The organism is Paracoccus hibiscisoli (assembly GCF_005048265.1).
Lineage (GTDB): Bacteria > Pseudomonadota > Alphaproteobacteria > Rhodobacterales > Rhodobacteraceae > Paracoccus > Paracoccus hibiscisoli.
On sequence record NZ_SUNH01000024.1, the window covers coordinates 22,641 to 45,411 of the forward strand.

The 22,771-nt window shown below is 65.0% G+C and carries 36 protein-coding genes; 2 read left to right on the top strand and 34 right to left on the bottom strand.

The features are described from left to right. Nucleotides 1–75 precede the first annotated feature (75 nt). The 13 genes from FA740_RS15515 to rplO all read right to left on the bottom strand — a co-directional run bounded on the left by FA740_RS15515 (nt 76) and on the right by rplO (nt 10,774). Nucleotides 76–789 (bottom strand): ATP12 family chaperone protein, encoded by a 714-nt coding sequence (locus tag FA740_RS15515; RefSeq protein WP_136857749.1) that lies wholly within the window; start codon nt 787–789, stop codon nt 76–78. Then, nucleotides 786–1,442, bottom strand: coding sequence for an HAD-IA family hydrolase (locus tag FA740_RS15520; protein WP_136857751.1), 657 nt, complete (start codon nt 1,440–1,442; stop codon nt 786–788). The genes FA740_RS15515 and FA740_RS15520 overlap by 4 nt, the downstream gene beginning before the upstream one ends. Further along, nucleotides 1,439–2,494: an RluA family pseudouridine synthase gene (locus tag FA740_RS15525; protein WP_136857752.1), complete on the bottom strand. Its 1,056-nt coding sequence runs from the start codon at nt 2,492–2,494 to the stop codon at nt 1,439–1,441. The genes FA740_RS15520 and FA740_RS15525 overlap by 4 nt, the downstream gene beginning before the upstream one ends. A 163-nt stretch (nt 2,495–2,657) precedes the next feature. Beyond that, complete coding sequence (locus FA740_RS15530; RefSeq protein ID WP_136857753.1) at nt 2,658–3,974, bottom strand: replication-associated recombination protein A; 1,317 nt, start codon at nt 3,972–3,974, stop codon at nt 2,658–2,660. A gap of 62 nt (nt 3,975–4,036) precedes the next feature. Beyond that, nucleotides 4,037–4,627 carry an acyl-homoserine-lactone synthase gene (locus tag FA740_RS15535; RefSeq protein WP_136857754.1) on the bottom strand — a complete coding sequence of 197 codons (591 nt, stop codon included), beginning with the start codon at nt 4,625–4,627 and terminating at the stop codon, nt 4,037–4,039. A gap of 58 nt (nt 4,628–4,685) precedes the next feature. Continuing rightward, the gene (locus FA740_RS15540) at nt 4,686–5,297 is read right to left on the bottom strand and encodes a helix-turn-helix transcriptional regulator (RefSeq protein ID WP_136857755.1); all 612 of its coding nucleotides are present in this window, start codon (nt 5,295–5,297) and stop codon (nt 4,686–4,688) included. Nucleotides 5,298–5,583: 286 nt separating this feature from the next. Further along, nucleotides 5,584–6,003, bottom strand: a complete 420-nt coding sequence (gene rplQ / locus FA740_RS15545; protein WP_136857756.1) for a 50S ribosomal protein L17 — start codon at nt 6,001–6,003, stop codon at nt 5,584–5,586. Nucleotides 6,004–6,111: 108 nt separating this feature from the next. Continuing rightward, complete coding sequence (locus FA740_RS15550) at nt 6,112–7,128, bottom strand: DNA-directed RNA polymerase subunit alpha (protein WP_136857757.1); 1,017 nt, start codon at nt 7,126–7,128, stop codon at nt 6,112–6,114. A 114-nt stretch (nt 7,129–7,242) separates the two neighbouring features. Further along, a complete protein-coding gene (rpsK, locus tag FA740_RS15555; RefSeq protein ID WP_042247912.1) occupies nt 7,243–7,632 on the bottom strand; it encodes a 30S ribosomal protein S11 in 390 nt (129 codons plus the stop codon). A 12-nt stretch (nt 7,633–7,644) separates the two neighbouring features. Then, nucleotides 7,645–8,013 carry a 30S ribosomal protein S13 gene (rpsM, locus tag FA740_RS15560; RefSeq protein WP_136857758.1) on the bottom strand — a complete coding sequence of 123 codons (369 nt, stop codon included), beginning with the start codon at nt 8,011–8,013 and terminating at the stop codon, nt 7,645–7,647. Between the two features lie 155 nt (nt 8,014–8,168). Beyond that, nucleotides 8,169–8,750 carry an adenylate kinase gene (locus FA740_RS15565; RefSeq protein WP_136857759.1) on the bottom strand — a complete coding sequence of 194 codons (582 nt, stop codon included), beginning with the start codon at nt 8,748–8,750 and terminating at the stop codon, nt 8,169–8,171. Between the two features lie 66 nt (nt 8,751–8,816). Then, complete coding sequence (gene secY / locus FA740_RS15570; RefSeq protein ID WP_136857760.1) at nt 8,817–10,187, bottom strand: preprotein translocase subunit SecY; 1,371 nt, start codon at nt 10,185–10,187, stop codon at nt 8,817–8,819. 110 nt (nt 10,188–10,297) lie between these two features. After that, nucleotides 10,298–10,774: a 50S ribosomal protein L15 gene (gene rplO / locus FA740_RS15575; RefSeq protein ID WP_136857761.1), complete on the bottom strand. Its 477-nt coding sequence runs from the start codon at nt 10,772–10,774 to the stop codon at nt 10,298–10,300. Nucleotides 10,775–11,002: 228 nt separating this feature from the next. Between rplO and FA740_RS15580 the strand changes: the two genes are divergently transcribed. Beyond that, the gene (locus tag FA740_RS15580; protein WP_136857762.1) at nt 11,003–11,632 is read left to right on the top strand and encodes a hypothetical protein; all 630 of its coding nucleotides are present in this window, start codon (nt 11,003–11,005) and stop codon (nt 11,630–11,632) included. 61 nt (nt 11,633–11,693) lie between these two features. On the opposite strand, the gene rpmD is transcribed toward FA740_RS15580, so the two are convergent. The 20 genes from rpmD to rpsJ form a co-directional block, all read right to left on the bottom strand. Further along, a complete protein-coding gene (gene rpmD / locus FA740_RS15585) occupies nt 11,694–11,879 on the bottom strand; it encodes a 50S ribosomal protein L30 (protein WP_136857763.1) in 186 nt (61 codons plus the stop codon). A gap of 12 nt (nt 11,880–11,891) precedes the next feature. Further along, nucleotides 11,892–12,461, bottom strand: coding sequence for a 30S ribosomal protein S5 (rpsE, locus tag FA740_RS15590; RefSeq protein WP_136857764.1), 570 nt, complete (start codon nt 12,459–12,461; stop codon nt 11,892–11,894). Between the two features lie 116 nt (nt 12,462–12,577). Further along, nucleotides 12,578–12,937, bottom strand: coding sequence for a 50S ribosomal protein L18 (rplR, locus tag FA740_RS15595; RefSeq protein ID WP_136857765.1), 360 nt, complete (start codon nt 12,935–12,937; stop codon nt 12,578–12,580). A gap of 12 nt (nt 12,938–12,949) precedes the next feature. Continuing rightward, a complete protein-coding gene (gene rplF, locus FA740_RS15600) occupies nt 12,950–13,483 on the bottom strand; it encodes a 50S ribosomal protein L6 (protein WP_136857766.1) in 534 nt (177 codons plus the stop codon). 10 nt (nt 13,484–13,493) lie between these two features. After that, nucleotides 13,494–13,892 (bottom strand): 30S ribosomal protein S8, encoded by a 399-nt coding sequence (gene rpsH / locus FA740_RS15605; protein WP_211243727.1) that lies wholly within the window; start codon nt 13,890–13,892, stop codon nt 13,494–13,496. A 10-nt stretch (nt 13,893–13,902) separates the two neighbouring features. Beyond that, nucleotides 13,903–14,208 (bottom strand): 30S ribosomal protein S14, encoded by a 306-nt coding sequence (rpsN, locus tag FA740_RS15610; protein WP_136857768.1) that lies wholly within the window; start codon nt 14,206–14,208, stop codon nt 13,903–13,905. A gap of 19 nt (nt 14,209–14,227) precedes the next feature. After that, nucleotides 14,228–14,788 (bottom strand): 50S ribosomal protein L5, encoded by a 561-nt coding sequence (gene rplE / locus FA740_RS15615; RefSeq protein WP_136857769.1) that lies wholly within the window; start codon nt 14,786–14,788, stop codon nt 14,228–14,230. After that, entirely contained in the window at nt 14,788–15,093 is a 306-nt protein-coding gene (gene rplX, locus FA740_RS15620) for a 50S ribosomal protein L24 (RefSeq protein WP_136857770.1), read from the bottom strand. The genes rplE and rplX overlap by 1 nt, the downstream gene beginning before the upstream one ends. Beyond that, the gene (gene rplN, locus FA740_RS15625) at nt 15,093–15,461 is read right to left on the bottom strand and encodes a 50S ribosomal protein L14 (protein WP_022708219.1); all 369 of its coding nucleotides are present in this window, start codon (nt 15,459–15,461) and stop codon (nt 15,093–15,095) included. The genes rplX and rplN overlap by 1 nt, the downstream gene beginning before the upstream one ends. A 77-nt stretch (nt 15,462–15,538) precedes the next feature. Next, the gene (rpsQ, locus tag FA740_RS15630) at nt 15,539–15,784 is read right to left on the bottom strand and encodes a 30S ribosomal protein S17 (protein WP_136857771.1); all 246 of its coding nucleotides are present in this window, start codon (nt 15,782–15,784) and stop codon (nt 15,539–15,541) included. A gap of 12 nt (nt 15,785–15,796) precedes the next feature. Then, on the bottom strand, nt 15,797–16,003 hold the full coding sequence (gene rpmC / locus FA740_RS15635) for a 50S ribosomal protein L29 (protein ID WP_136857772.1): 207 nt from the start codon (nt 16,001–16,003) through the stop codon (nt 15,797–15,799). A gap of 193 nt (nt 16,004–16,196) precedes the next feature. After that, nucleotides 16,197–16,610, bottom strand: a complete 414-nt coding sequence (gene rplP / locus FA740_RS15640) for a 50S ribosomal protein L16 (RefSeq protein ID WP_045982159.1) — start codon at nt 16,608–16,610, stop codon at nt 16,197–16,199. Nucleotides 16,611–16,623: 13 nt separating this feature from the next. Next, complete coding sequence (rpsC, locus tag FA740_RS15645) at nt 16,624–17,334, bottom strand: 30S ribosomal protein S3 (protein ID WP_136857773.1); 711 nt, start codon at nt 17,332–17,334, stop codon at nt 16,624–16,626. Further along, nucleotides 17,334–17,714, bottom strand: a complete 381-nt coding sequence (gene rplV, locus FA740_RS15650; RefSeq protein ID WP_042247864.1) for a 50S ribosomal protein L22 — start codon at nt 17,712–17,714, stop codon at nt 17,334–17,336. Before rplV ends, rpsC begins: the two co-directional genes overlap by 1 nt. 5 nt (nt 17,715–17,719) lie before the next feature. Beyond that, on the bottom strand, nt 17,720–17,998 hold the full coding sequence (gene rpsS, locus FA740_RS15655) for a 30S ribosomal protein S19 (protein ID WP_131574401.1): 279 nt from the start codon (nt 17,996–17,998) through the stop codon (nt 17,720–17,722). A 3-nt stretch (nt 17,999–18,001) separates the two neighbouring features. After that, a complete protein-coding gene (gene rplB / locus FA740_RS15660) occupies nt 18,002–18,841 on the bottom strand; it encodes a 50S ribosomal protein L2 (RefSeq protein WP_136857774.1) in 840 nt (279 codons plus the stop codon). A 95-nt stretch (nt 18,842–18,936) separates the two neighbouring features. Continuing rightward, on the bottom strand, nt 18,937–19,233 hold the full coding sequence (locus FA740_RS15665; protein WP_136857775.1) for a 50S ribosomal protein L23: 297 nt from the start codon (nt 19,231–19,233) through the stop codon (nt 18,937–18,939). Beyond that, complete coding sequence (gene rplD, locus FA740_RS15670) at nt 19,230–19,850, bottom strand: 50S ribosomal protein L4 (protein WP_136857776.1); 621 nt, start codon at nt 19,848–19,850, stop codon at nt 19,230–19,232. Before rplD ends, FA740_RS15665 begins: the two co-directional genes overlap by 4 nt. Beyond that, nucleotides 19,850–20,740: a 50S ribosomal protein L3 gene (gene rplC / locus FA740_RS15675; protein ID WP_136857777.1), complete on the bottom strand. Its 891-nt coding sequence runs from the start codon at nt 20,738–20,740 to the stop codon at nt 19,850–19,852. The genes rplD and rplC overlap by 1 nt, the downstream gene beginning before the upstream one ends. Before the next feature lie 11 nt (nt 20,741–20,751). Continuing rightward, complete coding sequence (gene rpsJ / locus FA740_RS15680) at nt 20,752–21,060, bottom strand: 30S ribosomal protein S10 (RefSeq protein WP_042247848.1); 309 nt, start codon at nt 21,058–21,060, stop codon at nt 20,752–20,754. A gap of 277 nt (nt 21,061–21,337) precedes the next feature. On the opposite strand from rpsJ, the gene FA740_RS15685 reads away from it, so the two are divergent. Next, nucleotides 21,338–22,615: a glycosyltransferase 61 family protein gene (locus tag FA740_RS15685; RefSeq protein WP_136857778.1), complete on the top strand. Its 1,278-nt coding sequence runs from the start codon at nt 21,338–21,340 to the stop codon at nt 22,613–22,615. A 62-nt stretch (nt 22,616–22,677) separates the two neighbouring features. On the opposite strand, the gene FA740_RS20360 is transcribed toward FA740_RS15685, so the two are convergent. Further along, nucleotides 22,678–22,771 (bottom strand): EF-Tu C-terminal domain-related protein (locus FA740_RS20360; protein ID WP_136857013.1); only part of this gene is annotated, 94 nt, incomplete at its 5' end.

A 22,771-nucleotide genomic window follows, 5' to 3' on the forward strand; every position in this document is an offset into this window, starting at 1 on the left:
GTGCCGTCCTATTAGGCGGTATTGTGCCGATACAAGTTGCCACGTCAAGAACCCCGTCCGGGTCCGCAACCGCTTTCAACCCCGACGGGACAGATGCCACAGCCGCTCTGCCGAAAGAATCGCCACAAGGCGGCCTTCGGCGGCCTCCGCAGCCTCCTCGTCGCTGCCCCACCGCTCGGCCTGGAAATCCTCGTCGATGCGGGACAGGCGATGCGCCTCGGGGGCGTCGATGCGCCCCTCGACCACCGCCAGGCCCAGGATCAGCGAACCGGGAATCGTCACCAGATCATGCAGCGCGGTCAGCCCCCACAGGTCCAAGTCCCGCACCCGGGCATGCAGACGCGCCAGCGCGGCGGGGTCCTGATCGACGGGAATCACCCCATGCGTGATGCGCAGCGGCGCGGCCAGATGGGTGGCCGACCAGTCGATCAGCGGGTCCCAGCCCTGGGCCTGGCGGCGGATCAGCACCTCGGGTTCGGTTGCCCGATAAGACAGCAGGTCGGTGCCGCCATATTCGGCAAGCATTGCAGCAACCGCATCGAATTGCGGTGCGACCTTTTCGATGGCCGAGTTCGCGGCCCGCGTCAGCGGCATGCTCTGCGGCACGATCAGATCGTCCTGCGCCTGCCATTCCACCGCGATGGCGGCCGCCAGCCCCTCGGTCGGCAGGACCAGCGGGTGCTTGCCGGGGGTGCGCAGGACGCGGTCGTCCAGCATCACCTCGAATCCGCCCTCGGCGGGGCGCAGATCGGCAGTCTTCCAGAACCGCCGGGCCTTCCATTCGCTCATGCCGCCCACTCCTCGATGGCCCGCGTCAGGGTGGCGAAATCGTCCAGCACCCGCACGGCCCCTGCCCCGTGCAGCGCTTCGACCGGGTGATAACCCCAGCTGACGCCAAAGCCCGCCAGCCCCGCAGCACCCGCCATCAGCATGTCAAAGCTGGTATCGCCGATCATCACCGCCCGGTCCGCCTGCGTCCCCGTCTCAGCCAGGGCCGCCTGCAGCATCGAGGGATGCGGCTTGGACGGATGCCCATCCGCCGTCTGCAGGCTGAGGAACCGCCCCTGCAGCCCATGCGCCTTGATCATCGCATCCAGCCCGCGCCGCGATTTGCCCGTGGCCACCGCCAGCAGCAGGTCGTCGCGATCCGCCAGCCGGTCCAGACAGGCCATCGCCCCGTCATAAAGCGGCGCGGCACTGTCCAGCCGCGCCCGCATGAAGCTGTCCTTGTAGGCCGCGACGATCCGCGCCTGCGTGTCGGCATCGACCTCCGGGGCCAGCTGCGCCACCGCCACCGGCAGCGACAGGCCGACGATGGACAGCACCTGCGCCTTGGGCAGCGGCGTCAGCCCGACCTGGTCAAAGGCGAAACCCATCGCGTGGGTGATGTGGTTCTGGCTGTCGACCAGCGTGCCGTCGACGTCAAAGACGACCAGTCTCATTCGTCATCCGCGAACGGATCGTCCGGCACGTCGTTCTCGTGCCAGCCCACCGATTTCCAGGTGCGGCCCATGTGTTCGGGCAGCGGCGCGGTGATGGTCATGCGCTTTTTCGTGATCGGATGGTCGAAGGTGATCGACCGCGCATGCAGGTGCAGCTTCTTGCTGATCTCTCCGCCCAGTTGCGCGCCCCAGCCATCGCCCAGATTCTCCTGCCCCGAGCCGCCGTACTTGCCGTCGCCCACGATCGGATGGCCCAGTTCGGCCATATGCGCGCGCAACTGATGCGTGCGCCCGGTGATCGGCACCAGCGCGCACCAGCTTGCCCGCGTCGCCAGCGCGTCCAGCACCGCGTAATCGGTGGTGGCCCGCTTGGCGCCCTCGGTCTTGTCGATGTCGCGGGGGTGGACGGCGATCATCTTCTCGTTGTCGCCACCGCGCCCCGAACCGCCCTTGACCAGGCCATAGCGGATCGTGCCCATCCGCGGATGCGGCACGCCCGCCACCGCCGCCCAATAGATCTTGCGCGTGGTGCGAGAGCGGAACGCCTCGGACAGGGCCCGCGCGACACGGTCGGTCCGCGCCAGCAGCAGGACGCCCGACGTGTCCTTGTCCAGCCGGTGCACCAGCTTGGGCCGCTCCTTGAAGCCGAACAGCAGCGCGGTGGTCAGCCCGTCCACATGGCGGCCGCCCAGACCGCTGCCGCCCTGGCTGGGCAGGCCGGGGGGCTTGTTCAGGGCGATGATATGCTCGTCCTTCCACAGGACGGCGGACTGGATCATCTCCTCGTCGCTGTCGCTGACGCGGGGCCCCAAGGGGCGTTCCGCGCGCTCGGGCATGTCTCCCGGCTCGGGCAGCGGCGGGATGCGGACCTGGTGGCCCGGCTCGATCCGGGTCGCGGCCTTGACGCGGCCCCCGTCGACGCGCAGCTCTCCCTTGCGGCACATCTTCTCGATGGCCACCTGCGACAGCTGCGGAAAGCGTTTCTTCAGCCAGCGATCCAGCCGCATCTCTGCGTCATCGTCGCCGACTATGATGGTCTGCACGGCACTCATGCCCAAATTCCTTGTCCCAAGGCCGGTCCGGCCTGACGGCCCCCGGCAATCGCAGGACCGAAAGCTCCCGCGTCCCGCACCCGCTGCCCGATCTGCCCTTGCGGAACGGGCGCGCGGGGCGCGGTTCATTGTTGCGCGTCTGTGTGGCGGCTGGCCCCCAAAGTCAACCGCCGCGCTTCAGCCGCTGGCTGACGAACCAGTCCAGCCGTCGCTTCAACTCACGCTCGAAACCCCGTTCGACCGGGACATACAGCACCGGCCGCTTCAGCCCGTCGGGGAAATAGTTCTGGCCGCTGAAGGCATCCTCGGCATCATGATCATAGGCATAGCCCGCGCCATAGCCCTGATCCTTCATCATCTTGGTCGGCGCGTTCAGGATATGGGCGGGCGGCATCAGGCTGCCGGTGCGCCGCGCCTCGGCCCGCGCGTTCTTGTAGGCGGCATAGCCCGCGTTGGATTTCGGGGCCAGCGCCAGATAGATGACCGCCTGCCCCAGGGCCAGCTCCCCCTCCGGGGAGCCAAGCCGTTCGTACAGCGCCCAGGCATCCAGGCAGTGCCGCGCGGCCGCCGGATCGGCCAGGCCGATATCCTCGATCGCCATGCGGGTGATGCGCCGGGCCAGATAGCGCGGGTCCTCGCCGCCCTCCAGCATCCGCGCCAGCCAGTACAGCGCCGCATCCGGGTCGCTGCCCCGCACCGATTTGTGCAGCGCCGAGATCAGGTTGTAATGCTCCTCGCCCGACTTGTCGTATTTGGGCGCCCGCTTCATCAGCCGCTGCGCCAGGGTGTCGGGGTCGATGCGGCCGTCGACCTTCCAGGCCGCGACCTGCTCGATCAGGTTCAGGGCGGCGCGGCCATCTCCATCGGCCATGTCCAGCAGAACCTCGCGCGCGGGCCCGGTCAGCGGCAGGGCGCGGCCCAGCTCACGCTCGGCCCGCTGTGCCAGCAGTTCCAGATCGGCGGGCGACAGACGGTCCAGCACGATGACCTGCGCCCGCGACATGACAGCGGCGTTCAGCTCGAACGAGGGGTTCTCGGTCGTGGCACCCACCAGCAGGATCGTCCCGTCCTCCATATGCGGCAGAAAGCTGTCCTGCTGCGCCTTGTTGAAGCGGTGGATCTCATCGACGAACAGCAGCGTGCCGCGCCCCTGGCTGCGGCGCAGCCGCGCGGCATCGAACACCTTCCGCAGGTCGGGCACGCCGGTAAAGATCGCGCTGATCTGGACAAAGGCCAGGTCGGTCTCATCAGCCAGCAGCCGTGCGATCGTCGTCTTGCCCACCCCCGGCGGCCCCCACAGAATCAGGGACGACAGGCTGCCCGACGCCAGCATGCTGCCCAGGGGTCCGTCCGGGCCCAGCACCTTGGCCTGTCCGATGACCTCGGACAGGCGGGACGGCCGGATGCGATCGGCCAGGGGCCGGTTCCCCGTTCCGGACGGTGGGTCTGCCTGGGGCGCGGTGTCGAACAGATCTGCCATGGCGGCCTATTCTAGGCCGGTCCGGGCTGCTGCGACAGCCCCGTTCGGCGCGGCGATGGCGGTCAGTGCATCTTGGCGGTCAGGTCGATCGAGACGCATTGGAACTGGCCATCCTCGATCTGCATCTCGCGGCCCAGGGCCTCGGCCGTCAGGCCGCAACGTCCGTACCAGCGCGGCCAGTTGGCCCCGGTCAGCGCGATCAGCCGCGTCGCGCCCATGTCGCGGGCCGATCCGGTCATCGCCTCGACCATCTTGAAATGCACCTTGCGGCGATACATCTGCGGGATCGAATGGCTCACGAACACGCGCGAGCATTCCCAGACATGCGGATCGACCGGTGCCGGCGCATACAGCAGATCCTGCGGAATCGCCCCGCCCAGAATCCCCTCCTGCGCGTCGCGGATCATGTAGGAATAGATGCCGCAGCGCGCGGTCGTCGGCGTCAGACGGATGCCGGCCAGGATGTCCGTGCGGTCGTGAATGGCGATCCAGCGGCTTTGCGGCGTGTCGTACTGATCGAACTCCATATCCTCGGACTCGGGCAGGTCCCAGTTCTTCTGGATGATGAAGCTCTGCTTGCGGGCGCGGAACAGGTTCGCGAACAATTCGCCGTGGTTATGAAGGTTTGAAAAGGAAAGGGTCGTCATCTGCATCTGATACTCCTGGGGTGTGAGGGCACCCTTGTCTGCCACGCGGACCCCTGGGCGACATCTACAACAAACGGTATTCCTTGGCCCTCTGCAGCGCCTCGGCCGTCGTCCGCGCCTTCAGGCGTTCGCGGACAGAAATCAACCTTGCCTTGAACGCGCTTTCGGTGATGCCAAGCTTGGCAGCCGCTGCTGCATGACGATCGCCCTCCGCAATGCAACGAAGGGCTTCTTTCTGAGCCTTGGTCAGGCTCGCAGGCGGCTCGGTCATTTCGTGAAGCCGCCGCACCGTGGTCGAGATATCCTCGATCTCGGCATCGGTGAACTCGCGGTCGGCGCGTGCGAAGGACGCGATGGTGCGCGAGGCGATCGGACCGTGCGAGACGGTCAGACCAAAGATCAGACCGTGATCGGCCGCATCCTTGAGGATGTTGAACGGGTCCGGGATCGGCAGCGCCGACCACCGGCAGGACCCTGTGGTCGAGAACCCCCATGCGATCGTCGGATCGCGCAGGGCATAGCCGTTTTGGGAATAGAACTCGGACCATTCCTCGGCATAGGTCTGAAACTGCATCAGCGGTGCAGCAAACCGGATGTGCAAACCCACGAAATAGCCGGACAAGGCGTGCTTGCCCAGCTTTCTCAGAGCCGCATTTATGTCTGCACGTGATGACATGGCTTTTTGGACAGCTTGAAATGGTTTCGGTCAACGGTGCTGAAAGCATTCACCCGATTAAGTTTCAATTTGGTTAACAACTGTGATGCGATGAAAAAATCCATGCCCTCCCCCCGGAATCGATTGAACCTTCAACCGTTTCCACCAGGCGATGATACAGAGCCCGCAGCACGCGCGGAAGATGCTGAATGGCAGCTTCCCTAACGTAAAGGTAAAGCGGGCGGCCATGAAAAAACCCGCCGCGCTGGCACGCGGCGGGTCGATGCTCGGGGTCGTGATCCGGAGATCACTCCTCGGCGGCGTATTCCGCTTCCAGGCGGGTGCGGTCGGCGGCACCCTTGGCGCTGGTGTCACGGTCGACCAGCTCGATGATCGCCATCGGCGCGTTGTCGCCATACCGGAAGCCGGCCCGCATGATGCGGACATAGCCACCCTGACGGTCCTTGTAGCGCTCGCCCAGGACGTCGAACAGCTTGGCCACGTGCATGTCCTGCTTCAACTGCGCATTCGCCTGACGGCGCGCGTGCAGGTCGCCGCGCTTGGCCAGCGTGATCAGCTTTTCGACGATCGGACGCAGTTCCTTGGCTTTCGGCAAGGTGGTCTTGATCTGCTCGTGCTCGATCAGCGAGCCGGACATGTTGGCGAACAGCGCCTTGCGGTGTTCGTGGGTACGGTTGAGGCGGCGGTAACCGCGAGCGTGACGCATGATGATCTCCTACAGCGTGTTTTGCTTTGTCCGGCAGCCCATGCGTGCGGGCCGCTCTCCTTGGGGCGGATGCCCGGTGGTCAGCGGGGGTTGCCCCCCGCCGTGATCTCAGAACTGGTCGTCGAAACGCTTGGCCAGGTCCTCGATGTTCTCCGGCGGCCAGTCGACCACGTCCATGCCCAGGTGCAGGCCCATGCCCGACAGCACTTCCTTGATCTCGTTCAAGGACTTGCGGCCAAAGTTCGGGGTCCGCAGCATTTCGGCTTCGGTCTTCTGGATCAGGTCGCCGATATAGACGATGTTGTCGTTCTTCAGGCAGTTCGCCGAACGGACCGACAGCTCCAGCTCGTCGACCTTCTTCAGCAGGCGCGGGTCGAACTCCAGACCATCGTCGCTGTCCTGACGGGTCGCCGATTCCGGCTCGTCGAAGTTCACAAAGACCGACAGCTGGTCCTGGACGATGCGCGCGGCATAGGCCACGGCGTCTTCCGGGGTCAGCGATCCGTCCGTCTCGATCTTCATCGTCAGCTTGTCATAGTCCAGAACCTGCCCCTCGCGGGTGGGCTGCACCTCATAGCTGACCCGCTTGACCGGCGAGAAGATCGCGTCGATCGGGATCAGGCCGATGGGCGCATCCTCGGGACGGTTCTTGTCGGCGGCGACATAGCCCTTGCCCGTCTGCACGGTCAGTTCCATGTTCAGTTCGGCACCGTCATCCAGATGGCAGATGACATGGTCACGGTTTAGCACGGTGATGCCGGCCGTTTCCTGGATGTCGCTGGCCTTGACCTCACCCGGACCCTTGGCGGACAGGGTCAGGCGCTTGGGGCCTTCGACGTCCATCTTCAGGGTGACGCCCTTCAGGTTCAACACGATGTCGGTCACGTCCTCGCGGACGCCGGCGACGCTGCTGAACTCGTGCAGGACGTTGTCGATCTGCACGGCCGTGATGGCACCGCCCTGCAGCGACGACATCAGCACGCGGCGCAGCGCATTGCCAAGCGTCAGGCCGAAGCCCCGCTCCAGCGGCTCTGCGATCAGCGTTGCCGTGCGGGTCGCGTCGGCACCCGGCTTGACCGCCAGCTGCGTCGGCTTGATCAGTTCGGCCCAGTTCTTGTGGATCATGGATTTTCCTCCATACTTGCTTCCTGCCCATGACCGTGGCCGGAAACGCCCGAGGTGAAATGCGAATGTCCGGCCCCCGCAGACATGCAGGGGCCGGTCAATGATGATCCAGGATCAGACGCGACGGCGCTTGGGCGGGCGGCAGCCGTTATGCGCGATCGGCGTCACGTCACGGATGGCCGTGATGTTGAAGCCGGCGGCGGCCAGCGCGCGCAAAGCCGATTCGCGGCCCGAACCGGGGCCCTGGACTTCGACGTCCAGCGTGCGGACGCCGTGTTCCTGCGCCTTGCGGCCGGCGTCTTCGGCGGCCATCTGGGCGGCGTAGGGGGTCGATTTGCGCGAACCCTTGAAGCCCATCGTGCCGGCCGAGGACCAGGCGATGGCGTTGCCCTGAACGTCGGAAATCAGGATCTTGGTGTTGTTGAAGCTGGAGTTCACATGAGCAACGCCGGTGGCGATGTTCTTGCGTTCCTTGCGCTTCATGCGGGTCTTGTCACGTGCCATGTCGCTTGCCCCTTATTTCTTCTTGCCGGCGATCGGCTTGGCCGGGCCCTTGCGGGTGCGCGCATTGGTATGCGTGCGCTGGCCACGGACCGGAAGGCCGCGACGGTGACGAAGACCGCGATACGAGCCCAGGTCCATCATGCGCTTGATGTTCATCTGGACTTCGCGGCGCAGGTCGCCCTCGACGGTCAGGTTGGCATCGATGTACTCGCGGATAGCCAGAACTTCGGCATCCGACAGATCGTTGATGCGGCGCGTCGGGTCGATGCCCGTGGATTCGCAGATCTGTGCGGCGAACAGGTCGCCGATGCCGTGGATATAGGTCAGTGCGATGGGGACGCGTTTCCCCGTCGGAATGTTGACGCCAGCAATACGAGCCACGCGTTTTCCTTTTCAGTTGCGGTTCCGTAACGCCGGAACCTTTTTTCACAACGCAAGGCCCGAAAGCTGTGCCTTCGGGCCAAATCGATGGTCCACCCGCGAACCGGGTGATTCTCTTGCGAGATGCCGTGGATTAGCGGCAGATCGCCGCGCCGTCAAGCAGGCAGCGCCGCCGCGATCTGCGCCGAGACCTGATCCATGGCGGCCATGCCGTCCACGGTCTTCAGATTGCCCTTGGCGTAATAGTAGCCCAGCAGCGGCGCGGTCTTCTTGTAATACTCGCGCAGGCGGTCGGCAAAGACCTCGGGCGTGTCGTCGCGGCGCACGGGCTGTCCCGCGGCGCGCGATTCATCGGCACGTTTGACGATGCGGCCGACCAGCGCCTCGTCGTCCACCTGCAACTCGATCACCGCGTCCAGCGCCATGCCGGATTCGGCCAGCAGGCGGTCCAGGGCGTCGGCCTGCGCCAGGGTGCGCGGAAAGCCGTCAAAGATGAAGCCCTTGCCACCCTTCTCCAGCTGCTCGCGGATCAGGCCGATGACGATCTCGTCGGTGACCAGCTCTCCGCGATCCATGACCTCGGCGACGCGCTGGCCCATCTCGGTCCCCGAGGAGCGGGCGGCGCGCAGCATGTCGCCCGTGGACAGCTGGACCATCCCCTTGTCCTCGACCAGGCGGCTGGCCTGGGTTCCCTTGCCCGCCCCCGGCGGTCCCAACAGGATGATGTTGATGGTCATGGCGTCTGTCCCCCTCAGGCTGGCCATTCATGCGGCCTTGTCGTCTCGTCGATTGCCGGTCGCGCCTCAGCGGCGCGACGGCAGCCGGCGTGGCTTGGCGGTCCCCGGCTTGCGCTTGCCGCGCAGCTGGGATTTCTCGATCAGCCCCTCGTACTGGTGCGCCAGCAGATGGCTCTGGACCTGGTTGATCGTGTCCATCGTCACCGACACCACGATCAGCACCGACGTGCCGCCCAGATAGACCGGGATCGAGAACTGGTCGCGCAGGATCTCGGGCATCAGGCAGACCAGGGCCAGATAGGCCGAGCCGATGACCAGCAGGCGGTTCACCACGTAATCCAGATAGTCCTGGGTGCGCTTACCCGGCCGGATGCCGGGGATGAAGCCGCCCTGGTTCTTCAGGTTCTCGGCCACGTCATCGGTCTTGAACGACACGTTCTGCGTGTAGAAATACGTGAAGAAGATGATCATCGCCGCGAAGAACAGCAGATAGAGCGGCTGTCCGGGCCCGAAATAGGCCAGCACGATCGACATGATCGGGCCGGTCTCGTTCCCCGAGAAGGTCGAGATGGTGATCGGCAGCAGCAGCAGGGAGCTGGCAAAGATCGCCGGGATCACGCCCGCCGGGTTGACCTTCACCGGCAGGTGGCTGGTCTGGCCGTCATAGACCTTCATGCCTACCTGGCGCCGGGGATACTGGATGCGGATCTTGCGGAGCGCGCGTTCCATGAACACCACGAAGGCGATGATCGCGATCAGCATCACGATCACGAACAGGATCACCGGGGTCGAGATGGCGCCCGTGCGGCCCTGTTGGAAGAAGGTCGCCAGCGCCGCCGGAATTTCCGCAAGAATGCCCACGAAGATGATCAACGAGATGCCGTTGCCCACGCCGCGCGCGGTGATCTGCTCACCCAGCCACATCAGGAACATGGTGCCGCCGACCAGCGTGATCACGACCGAGGCCTGGAAGAACAGTCCCGGCTCATGCGCCAGACCGCCCGCCTCAAGGCTGCGCGCCAGACCATAGGCCTGGAACAGCGCCAGCACGACCGTGCCATAGCGCGTGTACTGGTTGATCTTCTTGCGGCCCTGCTCGCCCTCTTTCTTCAGCTGCTCCAGCGTGGGCACCATCGAGGTCAGCAGCTGCACGATGATCGAGGCCGAGATATAGGGCATGATGCCCAGGGCAAAGACGCCCATCCGGCCAAGCGCGCCGCCGGTGAACATGGACAGCATGCCGCCGATGCCGGTCGAGGCCTGCTCCATAAAGTTGCGCAGCGCCGCGCCGTCGATACCCGGCACCGGGATATAGGTGCCGATGCGGTACATGATCAGCACGCCGATCGTGAACCAGATCCGCTGGCGAAGTTCCGTGGCCCTGCCGAGCTGCCCCCAGGAGAGGTTCGCGGCCATCTGTTCTGCGGCTGACGCCATGCTGTTCCGTCCCGTGTCATGACAGCGCCGCCGACCCGTTTTCGCGGGGACCGGCGGCGCCTGAAAACCTAGATGCTATCTATAGGGGCAGACATGCCCCGTTCAACAGCTTATTCGGCCGCCGCTGCGGTTGCGGGCAGCTGGACCTTGCCGCCGGCCTTCTCGACCGCCTCGACCGCGGCCTTGGACGCGCCGGTCACGGTGATGGTCAGACCGGCCTTCAGCTCACCCTTGGCCAGCAGACGGATGCCGTCCAGCTTGCGGCGCACCAGGCCCGATGCGACCAGCGCATCCTCGGTCAGCTCGGCCTTGGCGTCGATCTTGCCTGCGTCGATGAAGCCCTGGATCATGCCCAGGTTCACGACGGCAAAGGATTTCGCGTTGGGCGCGGTAAAGCCACGCTTGGGCAGGCGGCGGTACAGCGGCATCTGGCCGCCCTCGTATCCGCCCAGAGCCACGCCCGAGCGCGACTTCTGACCCTTGATACCGCGGCCTGCGGTCTTGCCCTTGCCCGAACCGGGGCCGCGCGCAACGCGCTTCTTGGATTTGTTCGCGCCGTCGTTGTCGCGGATTTCGTGCAGTTTCATGTCGCTTCTCCTTGCCGGACACACCCTCGAAGCGAAACAGGGGGCCACGGCTTTTCTTGCTTGTTGAATCACAGTGCCATCGGCACCGGGGCGCTATACGCCCAAACCCCGCATCATTCAAGCGATCCCGCCACAGCGCCCGGCCCAATCGCGTCCGACACCGTGTTGTGACTTGAGTGCGCCCGCCCGCTTGCTAGGCAGGATGGGCAACGAACCCCGGAAACCGCCATGTCCCGCCTGTCCCTCGTTCCACTGGCCCTGCTGGCCGCCCTCTGGACCGCCCCTGCCCTGGCACAGGAGGCCGATCCGACCTTCTGCACCGCCCGCATCAACGACCGCGACGTGGTCATGGGCTATGACCGGGCCGAGGCGCGCCTGTCCGACACCTATTCCCGCCGCGAGCAGCTGGCCACGCGCATCGGGCGGCACGACTGCCCCAGCTATGTCGTGCTGCGCAGCCTGACCCCCGAACTGAGCGACGAAGAGCGCCTGCCCTTCTGCCTGCGCTTTGACAAGCAGACCGATTCGGTCATGGGCTATGATCTGGGCGCCCGCGATGCCTGGGGTCAGTGCCGCGAGCAGTCGCGCGCCGTCTGCCGCCGCGTGAACCAGACCACCGCCGCCGCCGGAGCCCTCACCGGGGCCGCCGCGCGCCGCTCGGTCCAGGGGCTGCAGACCCTGCCGGACGCCTCGGGCGCGGTCATCCTCAGCGGGGCGGGCACGGCGGTGTCGGGGGCGCTGGCCTCGCTTGGCGGGGCGGCTGCGGCGGTCGCGGCGTCCCCCGTGCTGCTGACGGGCGCCGCGGTGTCGGTCGTGGCCGTGGGCGGCACGCTCTATGCCTGCCGCGAGGGCGAATGACCCCGTGAAACGCAAAACGCCCCGCACATGGCGGGGCGTTTCGACGAACCGGCGGTAAGGCTCAGTTCTTTTCTTCGATGATCACCACCATGTGGGGGATCTTGTTGACCATGCCGCGCACGGAGGGGGTATCCTCCAGCTCGCGGGTGCGGTTCATCTTGTTCAGTCCCAGACCCTTCAGCGTGGCCAGCTGGTCCTTGGGACGGCGGATCGGGCTGCCGATCTGCTTGACGACGATGGTTCCCATGCGTCTCGCTCCTTACGCTTCGACAGCGGCGTCAGCCGGCTTGTCGTTCGAGGGCAGGATGTCGGCGACCTTCTTGCCGCGACGGGTCGCGACCGAGCGGGGGCTCGACTCTTTCTTCAGACCGTCCAGGGTGGCGCGGATCATGTTGTAGGGGTTCTGCGACCCCTGCGACTTGGCCACGACGTCCTGCACGCCCAGCATCTCGAACACGGCGCGCATCGGGCCGCCCGCGATGATGCCGGTGCCCGGAACGGCGGTGCGCATGATGACCTTGCCGGCACCGTGACGACCTTCGATGTCGTGGTGCAGGGTGCGGCCGTCACGCAGCGGCACACGGATCAGACCGCGCTTGGCCTGCTCGGTCGCCTTGCGGATCGCCTCGGGGACCTCTTTGGCCTTGCCCTTGCCGAAACCGACGCGGCCGCGCTGGTCGCCGACGACGACGAGTGCCGCAAAGCCAAAGCGCTTGCCGCCCTTGACGGTCTTGGACACGCGGTTGATCGCAACCAAGCGGTCCTGGAATTCCGGGTTCTCTTCGCGGTCGTTGCGACCGCCCCGGCGGTTGTTGTCACGTTCTGCCATGAGGCATTCCTTCTTGGGTGGCGCGCGCGGCGCCGGTTGTCTCGACCCTTGGTGGACGCGCCCGCTGGCGGGCACGTCCCCGGATCATCGGGGCGGCACGAATGCCGCCCACAGGATCAGAACTTCAGGCCACCTTCACGGGCGGCGTCGGCCAGAGCCTTGACCTTGCCGTGAAAGATGAAGCCGCCGCGATCGAACACGACCTCTTCGACGCCTGCGGCCTTCGCACGCTCGGCGATGGTCGCGCCGATCTTGGCCGCGGCCTCGACGTTGTTCTTGCCGATCAGGCCCAGATCCTTCTCCAGCGTGCTGGCCGAGGCCAGGGTCACGCCCTTCAGATCATCGATCACCTGAACAAAGATGTTCTTGGACGACCGGTGGATCGACATGCGGGGACGTCCGTTCGACATCGCCCGCAGCTTGTTCCGAACGCGCAGGCGGCGCTTTTGGAACAGCTCTTGCTTTTTCAGTGCCATTTCATGCGCCCCTTACTTCTTCTTGCCTTCCTTGCGGAAGACGAACTCGCCCTTGTAGCGGATTCCCTTGCCCTTGTAGGGCTCGGGCTTGCGCCACTCGCGGATGTTCGCTGCGACCTGGCCAACAAGCTGCTGGTCAATGCCTTCCACAACGATTTCGGTCTGCTTCGGAGACGACACCGTGACGCCTTCCGGCACCGCGAAGATCACGTCATGCGAATAGCCCAGGGCCAGTTTCAGGTCCTTGCCCTGCATGGTGGCGCGGTAACCCACGCCCTGGATCTCCAGCTCTTTCTTGAACCCGGTGGACACGCCCACGGTCAGGTTCTCGATCATCGAGCGGGTCATCCCCCATTGCTGGCGCGCACGCTTGGAGGTTCCGCGCGGCTTGACCGCAACCGAACCGTCTTCCAGCACCAGGTCCACATCATCGGTCGCCGTGAAGTGACGGGTGCCTTTCGGCCCCTTCACTTCGATGGTCTGACCCTTGATCTCGGCCGTCACGCCCTTGGGCAGTTCGACCGGCTTCTTACCAATACGAGACATTCTGCCCTCCTTAGAACACGGTGCAGAGGACTTCGCCGCCGACATTGGCAGTGCGAGCCGCTGCATCCGTCATGACGCCCTTGGGAGTCGAGACGATGGAGACGCCCAGGCCCTGACGGACCTGCGGGATTTCCTTGGACCCGGCATAGACCCGGCGACCCGGCTTGGACACGCGCGACAGTTCCCGGATGACCGGGGTTCCGTCGTGGTATTTCAGCCCGATTTCCAGCTCTTTGTGGCCTTCGGTCGTGGTCACTTCCTCGTAGCCGCGGATGTAACCTTCGTTCTTGAGCACGTCCAGAACCCAGGCACGCAGCTTGGAGGCGGGGGTGCGGACGGTCGATTTGCCGCGCATCTGCGCATTGCGGATGCGGGTCAGCATATCGCCGAGAGGATCGTTCATCATGATATATGCCCCCTTACCAGCTGGACTTGACCAGGCCGGGGATCTGACCTTGCGAGCCAAGCTCGCGCAGCATGATCCGCGACAGTTTCAGTTTGCGGTAATACGCATGCGGACGACCGGTCAGTTGGCACCGGTTGTGCAGGCGCACGGCCGACGAATTGCGCGGCAGCTCGGCCAGCTTCAGCGTAGCCTTGAACCGCTCTTCCATCGGGCGGGACTGGTCATGGATGACCTCGTTCAGTTCAGCACGCTTGGCAGCGTATTGCTTCACCAGACGCTCGCGCTTCTTCTCGCGCTCGACCATGGATTTCTTTGCCATATCTTCTTTCCCTCCGCGATCAGCTGGTGAACGGCATGTTGAAATGCTTCAACAGCGACTTCGCTTCCGCGTCGGTCTTCGCGTTGGTGCAGATGATGATGTCCATTCCCAGAACTTCGTCGACCTTGTCGAAGTTGATCTCCGGGAACACGATGTGCTCTTTCAGGCCCATCGCATAGTTGCCGCGGCCGTCGAAGGACGTCGGCTTCACGCCGCGAAAGTCGCGGACGCGGGGCAGTGCGATGTTGATCAGGCGGTCCAGGAATTCGTACATCCGGTCGCCGCGCAGGGTCACCTTGCAGCCCAAGGGCATCTCTTCACGCACGCGGAAGCCGGCGATCGACTTCTTGGCATAGGTGATGATGGCCTTCTGACCCGCGATCAGCGACAGCTCGTCTGCTGCCTGCTTGACCTTCTTGGTGTCCTTGACGGCCTCGCCGACACCCATGTTCAGGACGATCTTGTCCAGACGCGGGATCTGCATGTCGTTCTTGTAGCTGAACTCTTCCTTCAGCGCGGCCTTGATGGTGTCGTTGAACACCGCACGCAGGCGGGGCGTGTACTTTGCGTCGTCCAGCATCAGATCACGTCTCCCGTGGTCTTGGCAAAGCGGACCTTGGCGCCGTCTTCCATGCGGAAGCCCACGCGGGTCGCCTTGCCGTCCTTGTCCATCAGCGACAGGTTCGACAGGTCGATCGGCATGGCCTTCGCCACGCGGCCGCCCTGGCTGTTCTGGGACTGCTTGGTGTGGCGGATGGCAACGTTCACGCCGTCCACGATGGCCTTGTTGTCCTTGGGCATGACAGCGGTGATCTCACCCTGCTTGCCCTTGTCCTTGCCGGCCAGCACGACGACCTTGTCGCCCTTTTTCAGCTTGGCAGCCATTACAGCACCTCCGGCGCAAGCGAGATGATCTTCATGAAGTTCTTCGCGCGCAGCTCGCGCACGACCGGCCCGAAGATACGGGTGCCGACCGGCTCGCCCTGGTTGTTCAGGATGACGGCGGCGTTGCGGTCGAAGCGGATGGAGGTACCGTCTTCACGGTTCACTTCCTTGGCGGTGCGAACGACGACGGCCTTGCGGACGTCCCCCTTCTTCACCCGGCCCCGAGGGATGGCTTCCTTGACGGACACGACGATGATGTCGCCCACCGACGCATAGCGACGGTGCGAACCACCCAGGACCTTGATGCACTGAACCCGGCGTGCGCCAGAGTTGTCAGCAACATCCAGATTGGTCTGCATCTGGATCATTTGGTTTCTCCCGACCTTTGGGGACCGGCCTCGCCGACCCCAGGGTTTCGATCATTTCTGATCTGTGATGATGGACTTCAGGCGGTAGCCGCTTCGTCCGTCAGGACAGTCCAGCGTTTCGTCTTCGAGATCGGGGCACATTCGACGATGCGAACGAGATCACCGATCTTGAACTGGTTTTCCGCGTCATGCGCGCGGTATTTCTTGGACGAGCGCACGATCTTGTGCAGCACGGGATGCTTGAAGCGGCGCTCGACCAGGACGGTGATCGTCTGTTCGTTCTTGTCGCTGGTGACGCGGCCTTGCAGAATGCGTTTGGGCATGGACCGGGCTCCTTAGTTCGAGGCCGCGGCGTCGGCCGCTTTCTGGTTCAGAATCGTCTTCACGCGGGCGACGTCACGACGGACGACGCGCATGCGCGCAGTGCTTTCCAGCTGGCCGGTGGCCTGCTGAAAGCGCAGGTTGAAGGCCTCTTTCTTCAGCGCGACCAGCTGATCCTTCAGCTGGTCAGGCGTCTTCGAGAGCAGTTCTTTGGCGTCCATGACGCGTCTTCCTTTCAACATCACCGGAGAGCCCCTGATGCCCAGGGCCACCCTGATTCCGGTGGAGTTTCGTGATGAAGGCCTGCGCATACAGGCTGTGCGCCCGTTTGGCAAGCCCGATTGCCACAAAAGGCAGGGGCCCCGCCAATCGCTCGGCGGGGCCCCCATCGCGATGACCCTTTCGGGCCGCCGCTTACCAGTCTTCGCGGGCGACGATGCGGGTCAGGACCGGCAGCTTCATCGCACCAAGGCGCAGGGCCTCGCGGGCGATGGTGTCGTTGACACCGTCGATCTCAAACATGATCCGGCCCGGGTGGACGCGGGCCGCCCAGAAGTCGACGGAACCCTTGCCCTTACCCATCCGGACTTCGGTGGGCTTGGACGAGACCGGGACATCCGGGAAGATCCGGATCCAGACGCGGCCCTGACGCTTCATGTGACGCGTGATCGCGCGGCGGGCCGCCTCGATCTGGCGCGCGGTCACACGCTCGGGTTCGGTCGCCTTCAGGGCGAACGAGCCGAAGTTCAGGTCGAAACCGCCCTTCGCCTCGCCGTGGATGCGGCCCTTGTGCTGTTTGCGGAACTTGGTCCGTTTCGGTTGCAGCATTGTTCTCTACTCCTTACCGGGCGTCGCGGCGCGGGCCGCGGGGGGCAGGGCCCTCCTGGGCTTCGGCGGCGCGGCGGTCATGGGCCTGGGGATCATGTTCCATGATCTCGCCCTTGAAGATCCACACCTTGACGCCGATGATCCCGTAGGGAGTCGTCGCCTCGGACAGCGCATAGTCGATGTCGGCCCGCAGGGTGTGCAGGGGCACGCGGCCCTCGCGATACCACTCGGTCCGCGCGATCTCGGCGCCACCCAGACGGCCGGCGACGTTCACGCGGATGCCCAGGGCACCCATGCGCATGGCGTTCTGGACCGAACGCTTCATGGCGCGGCGGAACGACACGCGACGCTCCAGCTGCTGAGCGATCGATTCGGCGACCAGCTGCGCATCGACGTCGGGCTTGCGCACTTCGACGATGTTCAGGTGCAGTTCGCTGTCGGTGAAGTTCGCCAGCTTCTTGCGCAGGGTCTCGATGTCCGCACCCTTTTTCCCGATGATGACACCGGGGCGCGCTGCGTGAATGGTCACGCGGCACTTCTTGTGGGGACGCTCGATGATGACGCGGCTGATGCCGGCCTGCTTGGCTTCCGTGTGGATGAAGTCCCGGATCTTCAGGTCTTCAAGCAGCAGATTGCCATAGTCCTTGTCGTCGGCATACCAGCGGCTGTCCCAGGTGCGGTTGACCTGCAGGCGCATGCCGATCGGATTGACCTTCTGACCCATTACGCTTGCTCCTCGACTTGGCGCACCTTGATGGTGATTTCCGAAAACGGCTTCATGATCTTGCCGAAGCGGCCACGTGCCCGCGGACGGCCACGCTTCATCACCAGGTTCTTGCCGACCCAGGCCTCGGCGACGACCAGGTTGTCGACGTCCAGACCGTGGTTGTTCTCGGCATTCGCGATGGCGGACTGAAGGCATTTCTTCACGTCACCGGCGATCCGCTTGTGCGAGAAGGTCAGGTCGGCCAGGGCCTTGTCCACCTTCTTGCCGCGGATCAGTTGCGCGACCAGGTTCAGTTTCTGCGGCGAGGTGCGAAGCATCTTCGTCTTGGCGAAGGCCTCGTTCTCCGCCACGCGGCGCGGATTGTTTTCCTTACCCATGACGATTACTTCCTCTTCGCTTTCTTGTCCGCGGCGTGACCGTAATAGGTCCGCGTGGGCGAATATTCACCGAACTTCTGGCCGATCATCTCTTCGCTGACATTCACCGGGATATGCTTGTGCCCGTTGTAGACGGCGAAGGTCAGACCCACGAATTGCGGCAGGATGGTCGAACGACGCGACCAGATCTTGATGACCTCGGACTTGCCGGATTCTTTGACCTTTTCCGCTTTCTTGAGCACATAGGCGTCAACAAAGGGGCCTTTCCAAACAGAACGTGCCATGGATCAACGCCCCTTCTTTTTCGCGTGGCGCGAACGCAAGATGTACTTGTCGGTCGCCTTGTTGCTGCGGGTCTTCTTGCCCTTGGTGTCTTTACCCCAGGGCGTGACCGGCGTGCGGCCACCCGACGTGCGACCCTCACCACCACCATGCGGGTGGTCGATCGGGTTCATGGCGACGCCGCGAACGCTCGGGCGGATGCCCTTGTGGCGGTTGCGACCGGCCTTGCCGAGGTTCTGGTTCGAATGGTCGGCATTCGACACGGCACCGATGGTGGCCATGCATTCCTGACGCACCAGACGCAGCTCGCCCGAGGACAGGCGGATCTGGGCGTAGCCGCCGTCACGACCCACGAACTGGGCATAGGTGCCCGCCGAACGTGCGATCTGACCGCCCTTGCCGGGCTTCAGCTCGACATTGTGGACGATCGTGCCGATCGGCATGCCGCTGAAGGGCATGGCGTTGCCGGGCTTGACGTCGACCTTGGCGCCGGCGACGACCTTGTCACCGATGGCCAGACGCTGCGGCGCCAGGATATAAGCCTGCTCGCCGTCTTCGTACTTGACCAGCGCGATGAAGGCGGTGCGGTTGGGATCGTATTCGATCCGCTCGACCGTGGCCGCCATGTCGAACTTGGTGCGCCGGAAATCGACGATGCGATACAGGCGCTTTGCGCCGCCACCCTGGCGACGCATGGTGATCCGTCCGGTGTTGTTCCGGCCGCCTTTCTTGGTCAGACCCTCAGTGAGGCTCTTGACCGGGCGACCTTTCCAAAGCTCCGAACGGTCGATCAGAACCAGCCCACGCTGGCCAGGCGTCGTCGGCTTATACGACTTCAATGCCATCTTTCTGTCTTCCGTTGCTTTGGACCGAGGAGGTCCGTTTCAGTCAAATGCGGCCACCCCGGATCGCTCCGGGGCGGCCTGATCGCGTCCGGTTATCAGAGACCGGTCGAGACGTCGATGGTGTGGCCGGCTTCCAGCGTCACATAGGCTTTCTTGACGTCGCTGCGACGGCCGGGCTGGCCGCGGAAGCGCTTGGTCTTGCCCTTGGTGATGGTGGTGTTGACCGCCTTCACCTTGACGCCGAACAGGGCTTCGACGGCCTGCTTGATCTGCGGCTTGTTCGAATCCTTGGCGACCTGGAACACGACGCCGTTGTTCTCGGACGTCATGGTGGCCTTTTCGGTGATGATCGGCTTGACGATCACGTCGTAATGTTCGGCTTTCGCGCTCATTTCAGACGAGCCTCCAGAGCTTCGACACCAGCGCGCGTGATGACCAGGGTATCACGCTTGAGGATGTCATAAACGTTGGCACCCATCGACGGCAGGATATCCACGCCTTCGATGTTGCGGGCGGCACGGGCAAAGTTCTCGTTCACTTCGGCACCGTCGATCACCAGCACGCGCTTCCAGCCGTTCTCGCGGACGGCCTTGGCAACGGCTGCGGTCTTGGCGTCGGCGAGGTTCAGATCCTCGATGATCACCAGTTCACCCGCAGTGGCCTTGGCCGACAGCGCGTGACGCAGACCCAGGGCACGAACCTTCTTGGGCAGATCGAAGGCGTGCGACCGCGGGGTCGGGCCCTTGTAGACGCCACCCTTGCGGAAGATCGGCGCCTTGCGGGAGCCGTGGCGTGCGCCGCCGGTGCCCTTCTGGCGATAGATCTTCTTGGTCGAATAGCTGACCTCGGACCGGCCCAGCACCGAGTGGGTGCCAGCCTGCGCCTTGGCACGCTGCCAGCGCACGACGCGCTGCAGGATGTCGCCGCGCGGCTCCAGGCCAAAGATGTCGTCGGCCAGATCGATCGACCCGGCTGCGCCGGAATCCAGCTTGATCACATCAAGTTTCATCACTTGTCTCCTTCCGGCGCGTCGTCATTGGAGGCCGGCTCTTCCGCGTTGGGATCGACAGCGTCCTTGTCCGACTGGATCGAGGCTTCGGCCTCGGCCAGGGCGGCGGCTTCCTGCTCGGCGGCCAGACGGGCGGCCTCCTCGCGGGCTGCTTCTTCCTCGGCGGCGGCGGCGGCGGCGGCTTCCTCAGCCAGACGCTTGGCCTCGTTCGCGGCGGAACGCAGGGCGGCCGGATAGATCAGGTTCTCGGGCGTCGCTTTCTTCACGGCGTCCTTGACGGTGACCCAGCCACCCTTCGAGCCCGGAACCGAGCCCTTGACCATGATCAGGCCCCGCTCGGAATCCGTGCGCACGACCTGCAGGTTCTGCGTGGTGACGCGGACGGCACCCAGGTGACCTGCCATCTTCTTGCCCTTGAACACCTTGCCGGGGTCCTGGCACTGGCCGGTCGAACCGTGCGAACGGTGGCTGACGGACACGCCGTGCGAGGCACGCAGACCGCCAAAGTTGTGACGCTTCATGGCGCCCGCAAAGCCCTTACCGATCGAGATGCCGGCGATGTCCACATACTGACCCGAGAAGTAGTGGTCAGCCGTGATTTCCTCACCGACGTTGATCAGGTTCTCTTCCGCGACGCGGAATTCCACGATCTTGCGCTTGGGCGCGACCGAGGCCTTCGCGAAGTGACCGCGCATGGCTGCGGTCGTGCGCTTTGCTTTCGCTTCACCGGCGCCCAGCTGGACGGCGGTATAGCCATCGGTCGCGGCGGTGCGCTGCGCGATGACCTGCAGACCGTCCAGTTGCAGGACGGTGACGGGAACCTGACGGCCGTCCTCAAGGAACAGACGGGTCATGCCCAGTTTCTTGGCGATGATACCAGTACGCAACATGATCGGCCTCCTCAGACTTTGATCTCGACATCCACGCCGGCGGCGAGGTCGAGCTTCATGAGGGCGTCAACGGTCTGCGGGGTCGGGTCGACGATGTCCAGCAGACGCTTGTGCGTGCGGATTTCCCACTGGTCGCGCGACTTCTTGTCGATGTGCGGACCGCGCAGGACGGTGAATTTCTCGATCTTGTTCGGCAGCGGGATCGGGCCGCGGACGGTCGCGCCGGTGCGCTTGGCCGTGTTCACGATTTCCTGGGTGCTGGCATCCAGCACGCGGTAATCGAAGGCCTTCAGCCGGATCCGGATATTCTGGCTTTGCATAAAGACATCCCTCTTGCGGGGAGTTCCAGTCGAGAGGCTGACATCGCACCGCGCGGGGCCAGCATCGGACCGTAAAAATAACAGCAGGCCGCCCTTGGGTGGCGGCCCGTGACAAGGCGACCGATTCTTGCCATCAGGCATCAGACCGGTCACGATTGCGCTGCCTTAACGGCTTGCCCCCCGCAGGTCAAGGCATGGCGTGCCTATCCTAGCGATTGTGCGTCACGGGGCCGGGCGCTATGTCGCGCAGGGCGCACAAGGCTGCGGGGGACCGGATATGCGACACAGGCTGATCGGCATGATCCGGCGCAGGCCCGCCCTGCTGGACGCCCTGCGCCAGGCGCGGGTGGCGGTGCTGGGTCGGCTGCCCGGCGCGGCGGCGCGCCCGGCCTCGACCATCCCGCCGATCGACTGGCGGCGTGCGACGCCCGGCCTGCCCGTTCCCCCGCCCCTGTTGCTGGACGACATTCCCGTCGTGCCGGCCCGCCGCCTGCACCATGAGGTCCTGTCCGACGGCGGCCCCGTTTGGCCCGATTTTGACACGACGCCGGTGGTCCGCCACCTGATCCACGACACCCCCGCCGACATCAACGCGACGCCCGCGCGCAGACCCGGGCCGCGGCTGGACCGCCCGGTCATCTGGGGCGGGCGCTGCCTGTTCCATTTCGGCCACCTCGCGGCCGAGCATCTGAACCGCCTGCCCGGCGCGCTGTATCACCACCCCAACGCCGAGGCGCTGTTCCTGCTGCCGCCCGGCAAGCTGGGCCGAGAGGTGCCGGGCTATTTCTGGGACATGACTGCATGGTTCGGCCTGCGCCCCGACCGGGTGCGCCTGGTCACGCGACCGATGGTGGCAGGCCGCTTGATGGTCACCCCTCAGACCGAACACATGAGCGCCCATCCCCCGCCCGACTGGCATCTGGACCTGCTGGACCAGCTGCCAAAGCTGCACGGGCTGGAGCCGGTCCCCAACCGGGCGCTGTATGTCACCCGCATGGGGCAGCTGCCCCGCGGCAGCGGCGCCCATGCGGGCGAGGCCGCCCTGGTCGACGCCCTGCGCGCCGCCGGGGTGGCGATCATGGACCCCGGCCGCGAGGGGCTGATGCGCCAGATGGCGCTTTATGCCGGGGCGCGGCTGCTGATCTTTGCCGAAGGCTCGGCGATGCACGGACGCCAGCTGCTGGGCCGGGTGGACCAGACCATCCTGGTGCTGCGCCGCAGGCCGCACAGCACCATGGCCCGCGCCCAGCTGCAGCCACGCTGCACCCGGCTGGATTACGCCCCGGTCATCCGCGGATTCGCGACCCCGATCCATCTGGGCGGGTCCGAGATGCTGCCCCACGGGATCACCTTCCTTGCGCCGCAGCGCCTGTTCGGCATCCTGCGCGGATATGGGGTCGAGCTGGCGCCCCATTGGGACGGCGACCGCTTTGCCGCGGCAGAGGCCCGCGATGCGCAGCTGTGGCGCGACGCGATCCTGGCGCGCAGCGACATTGACCGCGCCGCCACGCTGGACCGGATGTCGGCGGTCCTAACCCGGATGGGCGTGGCCTGACGGCCCGAATGCAAAAAGGGCCGCCCCTTGGGGCGGCCCTTTCCGTCTGTCTTTGGGTCAGATCACTTGATGATCTTGGACACGACGCCTGCGCCGACGGTGCGGCCGCCTTCGCGGATGGCGAAGCGCAGCTTCTCTTCCATGGCGATCGGCGCG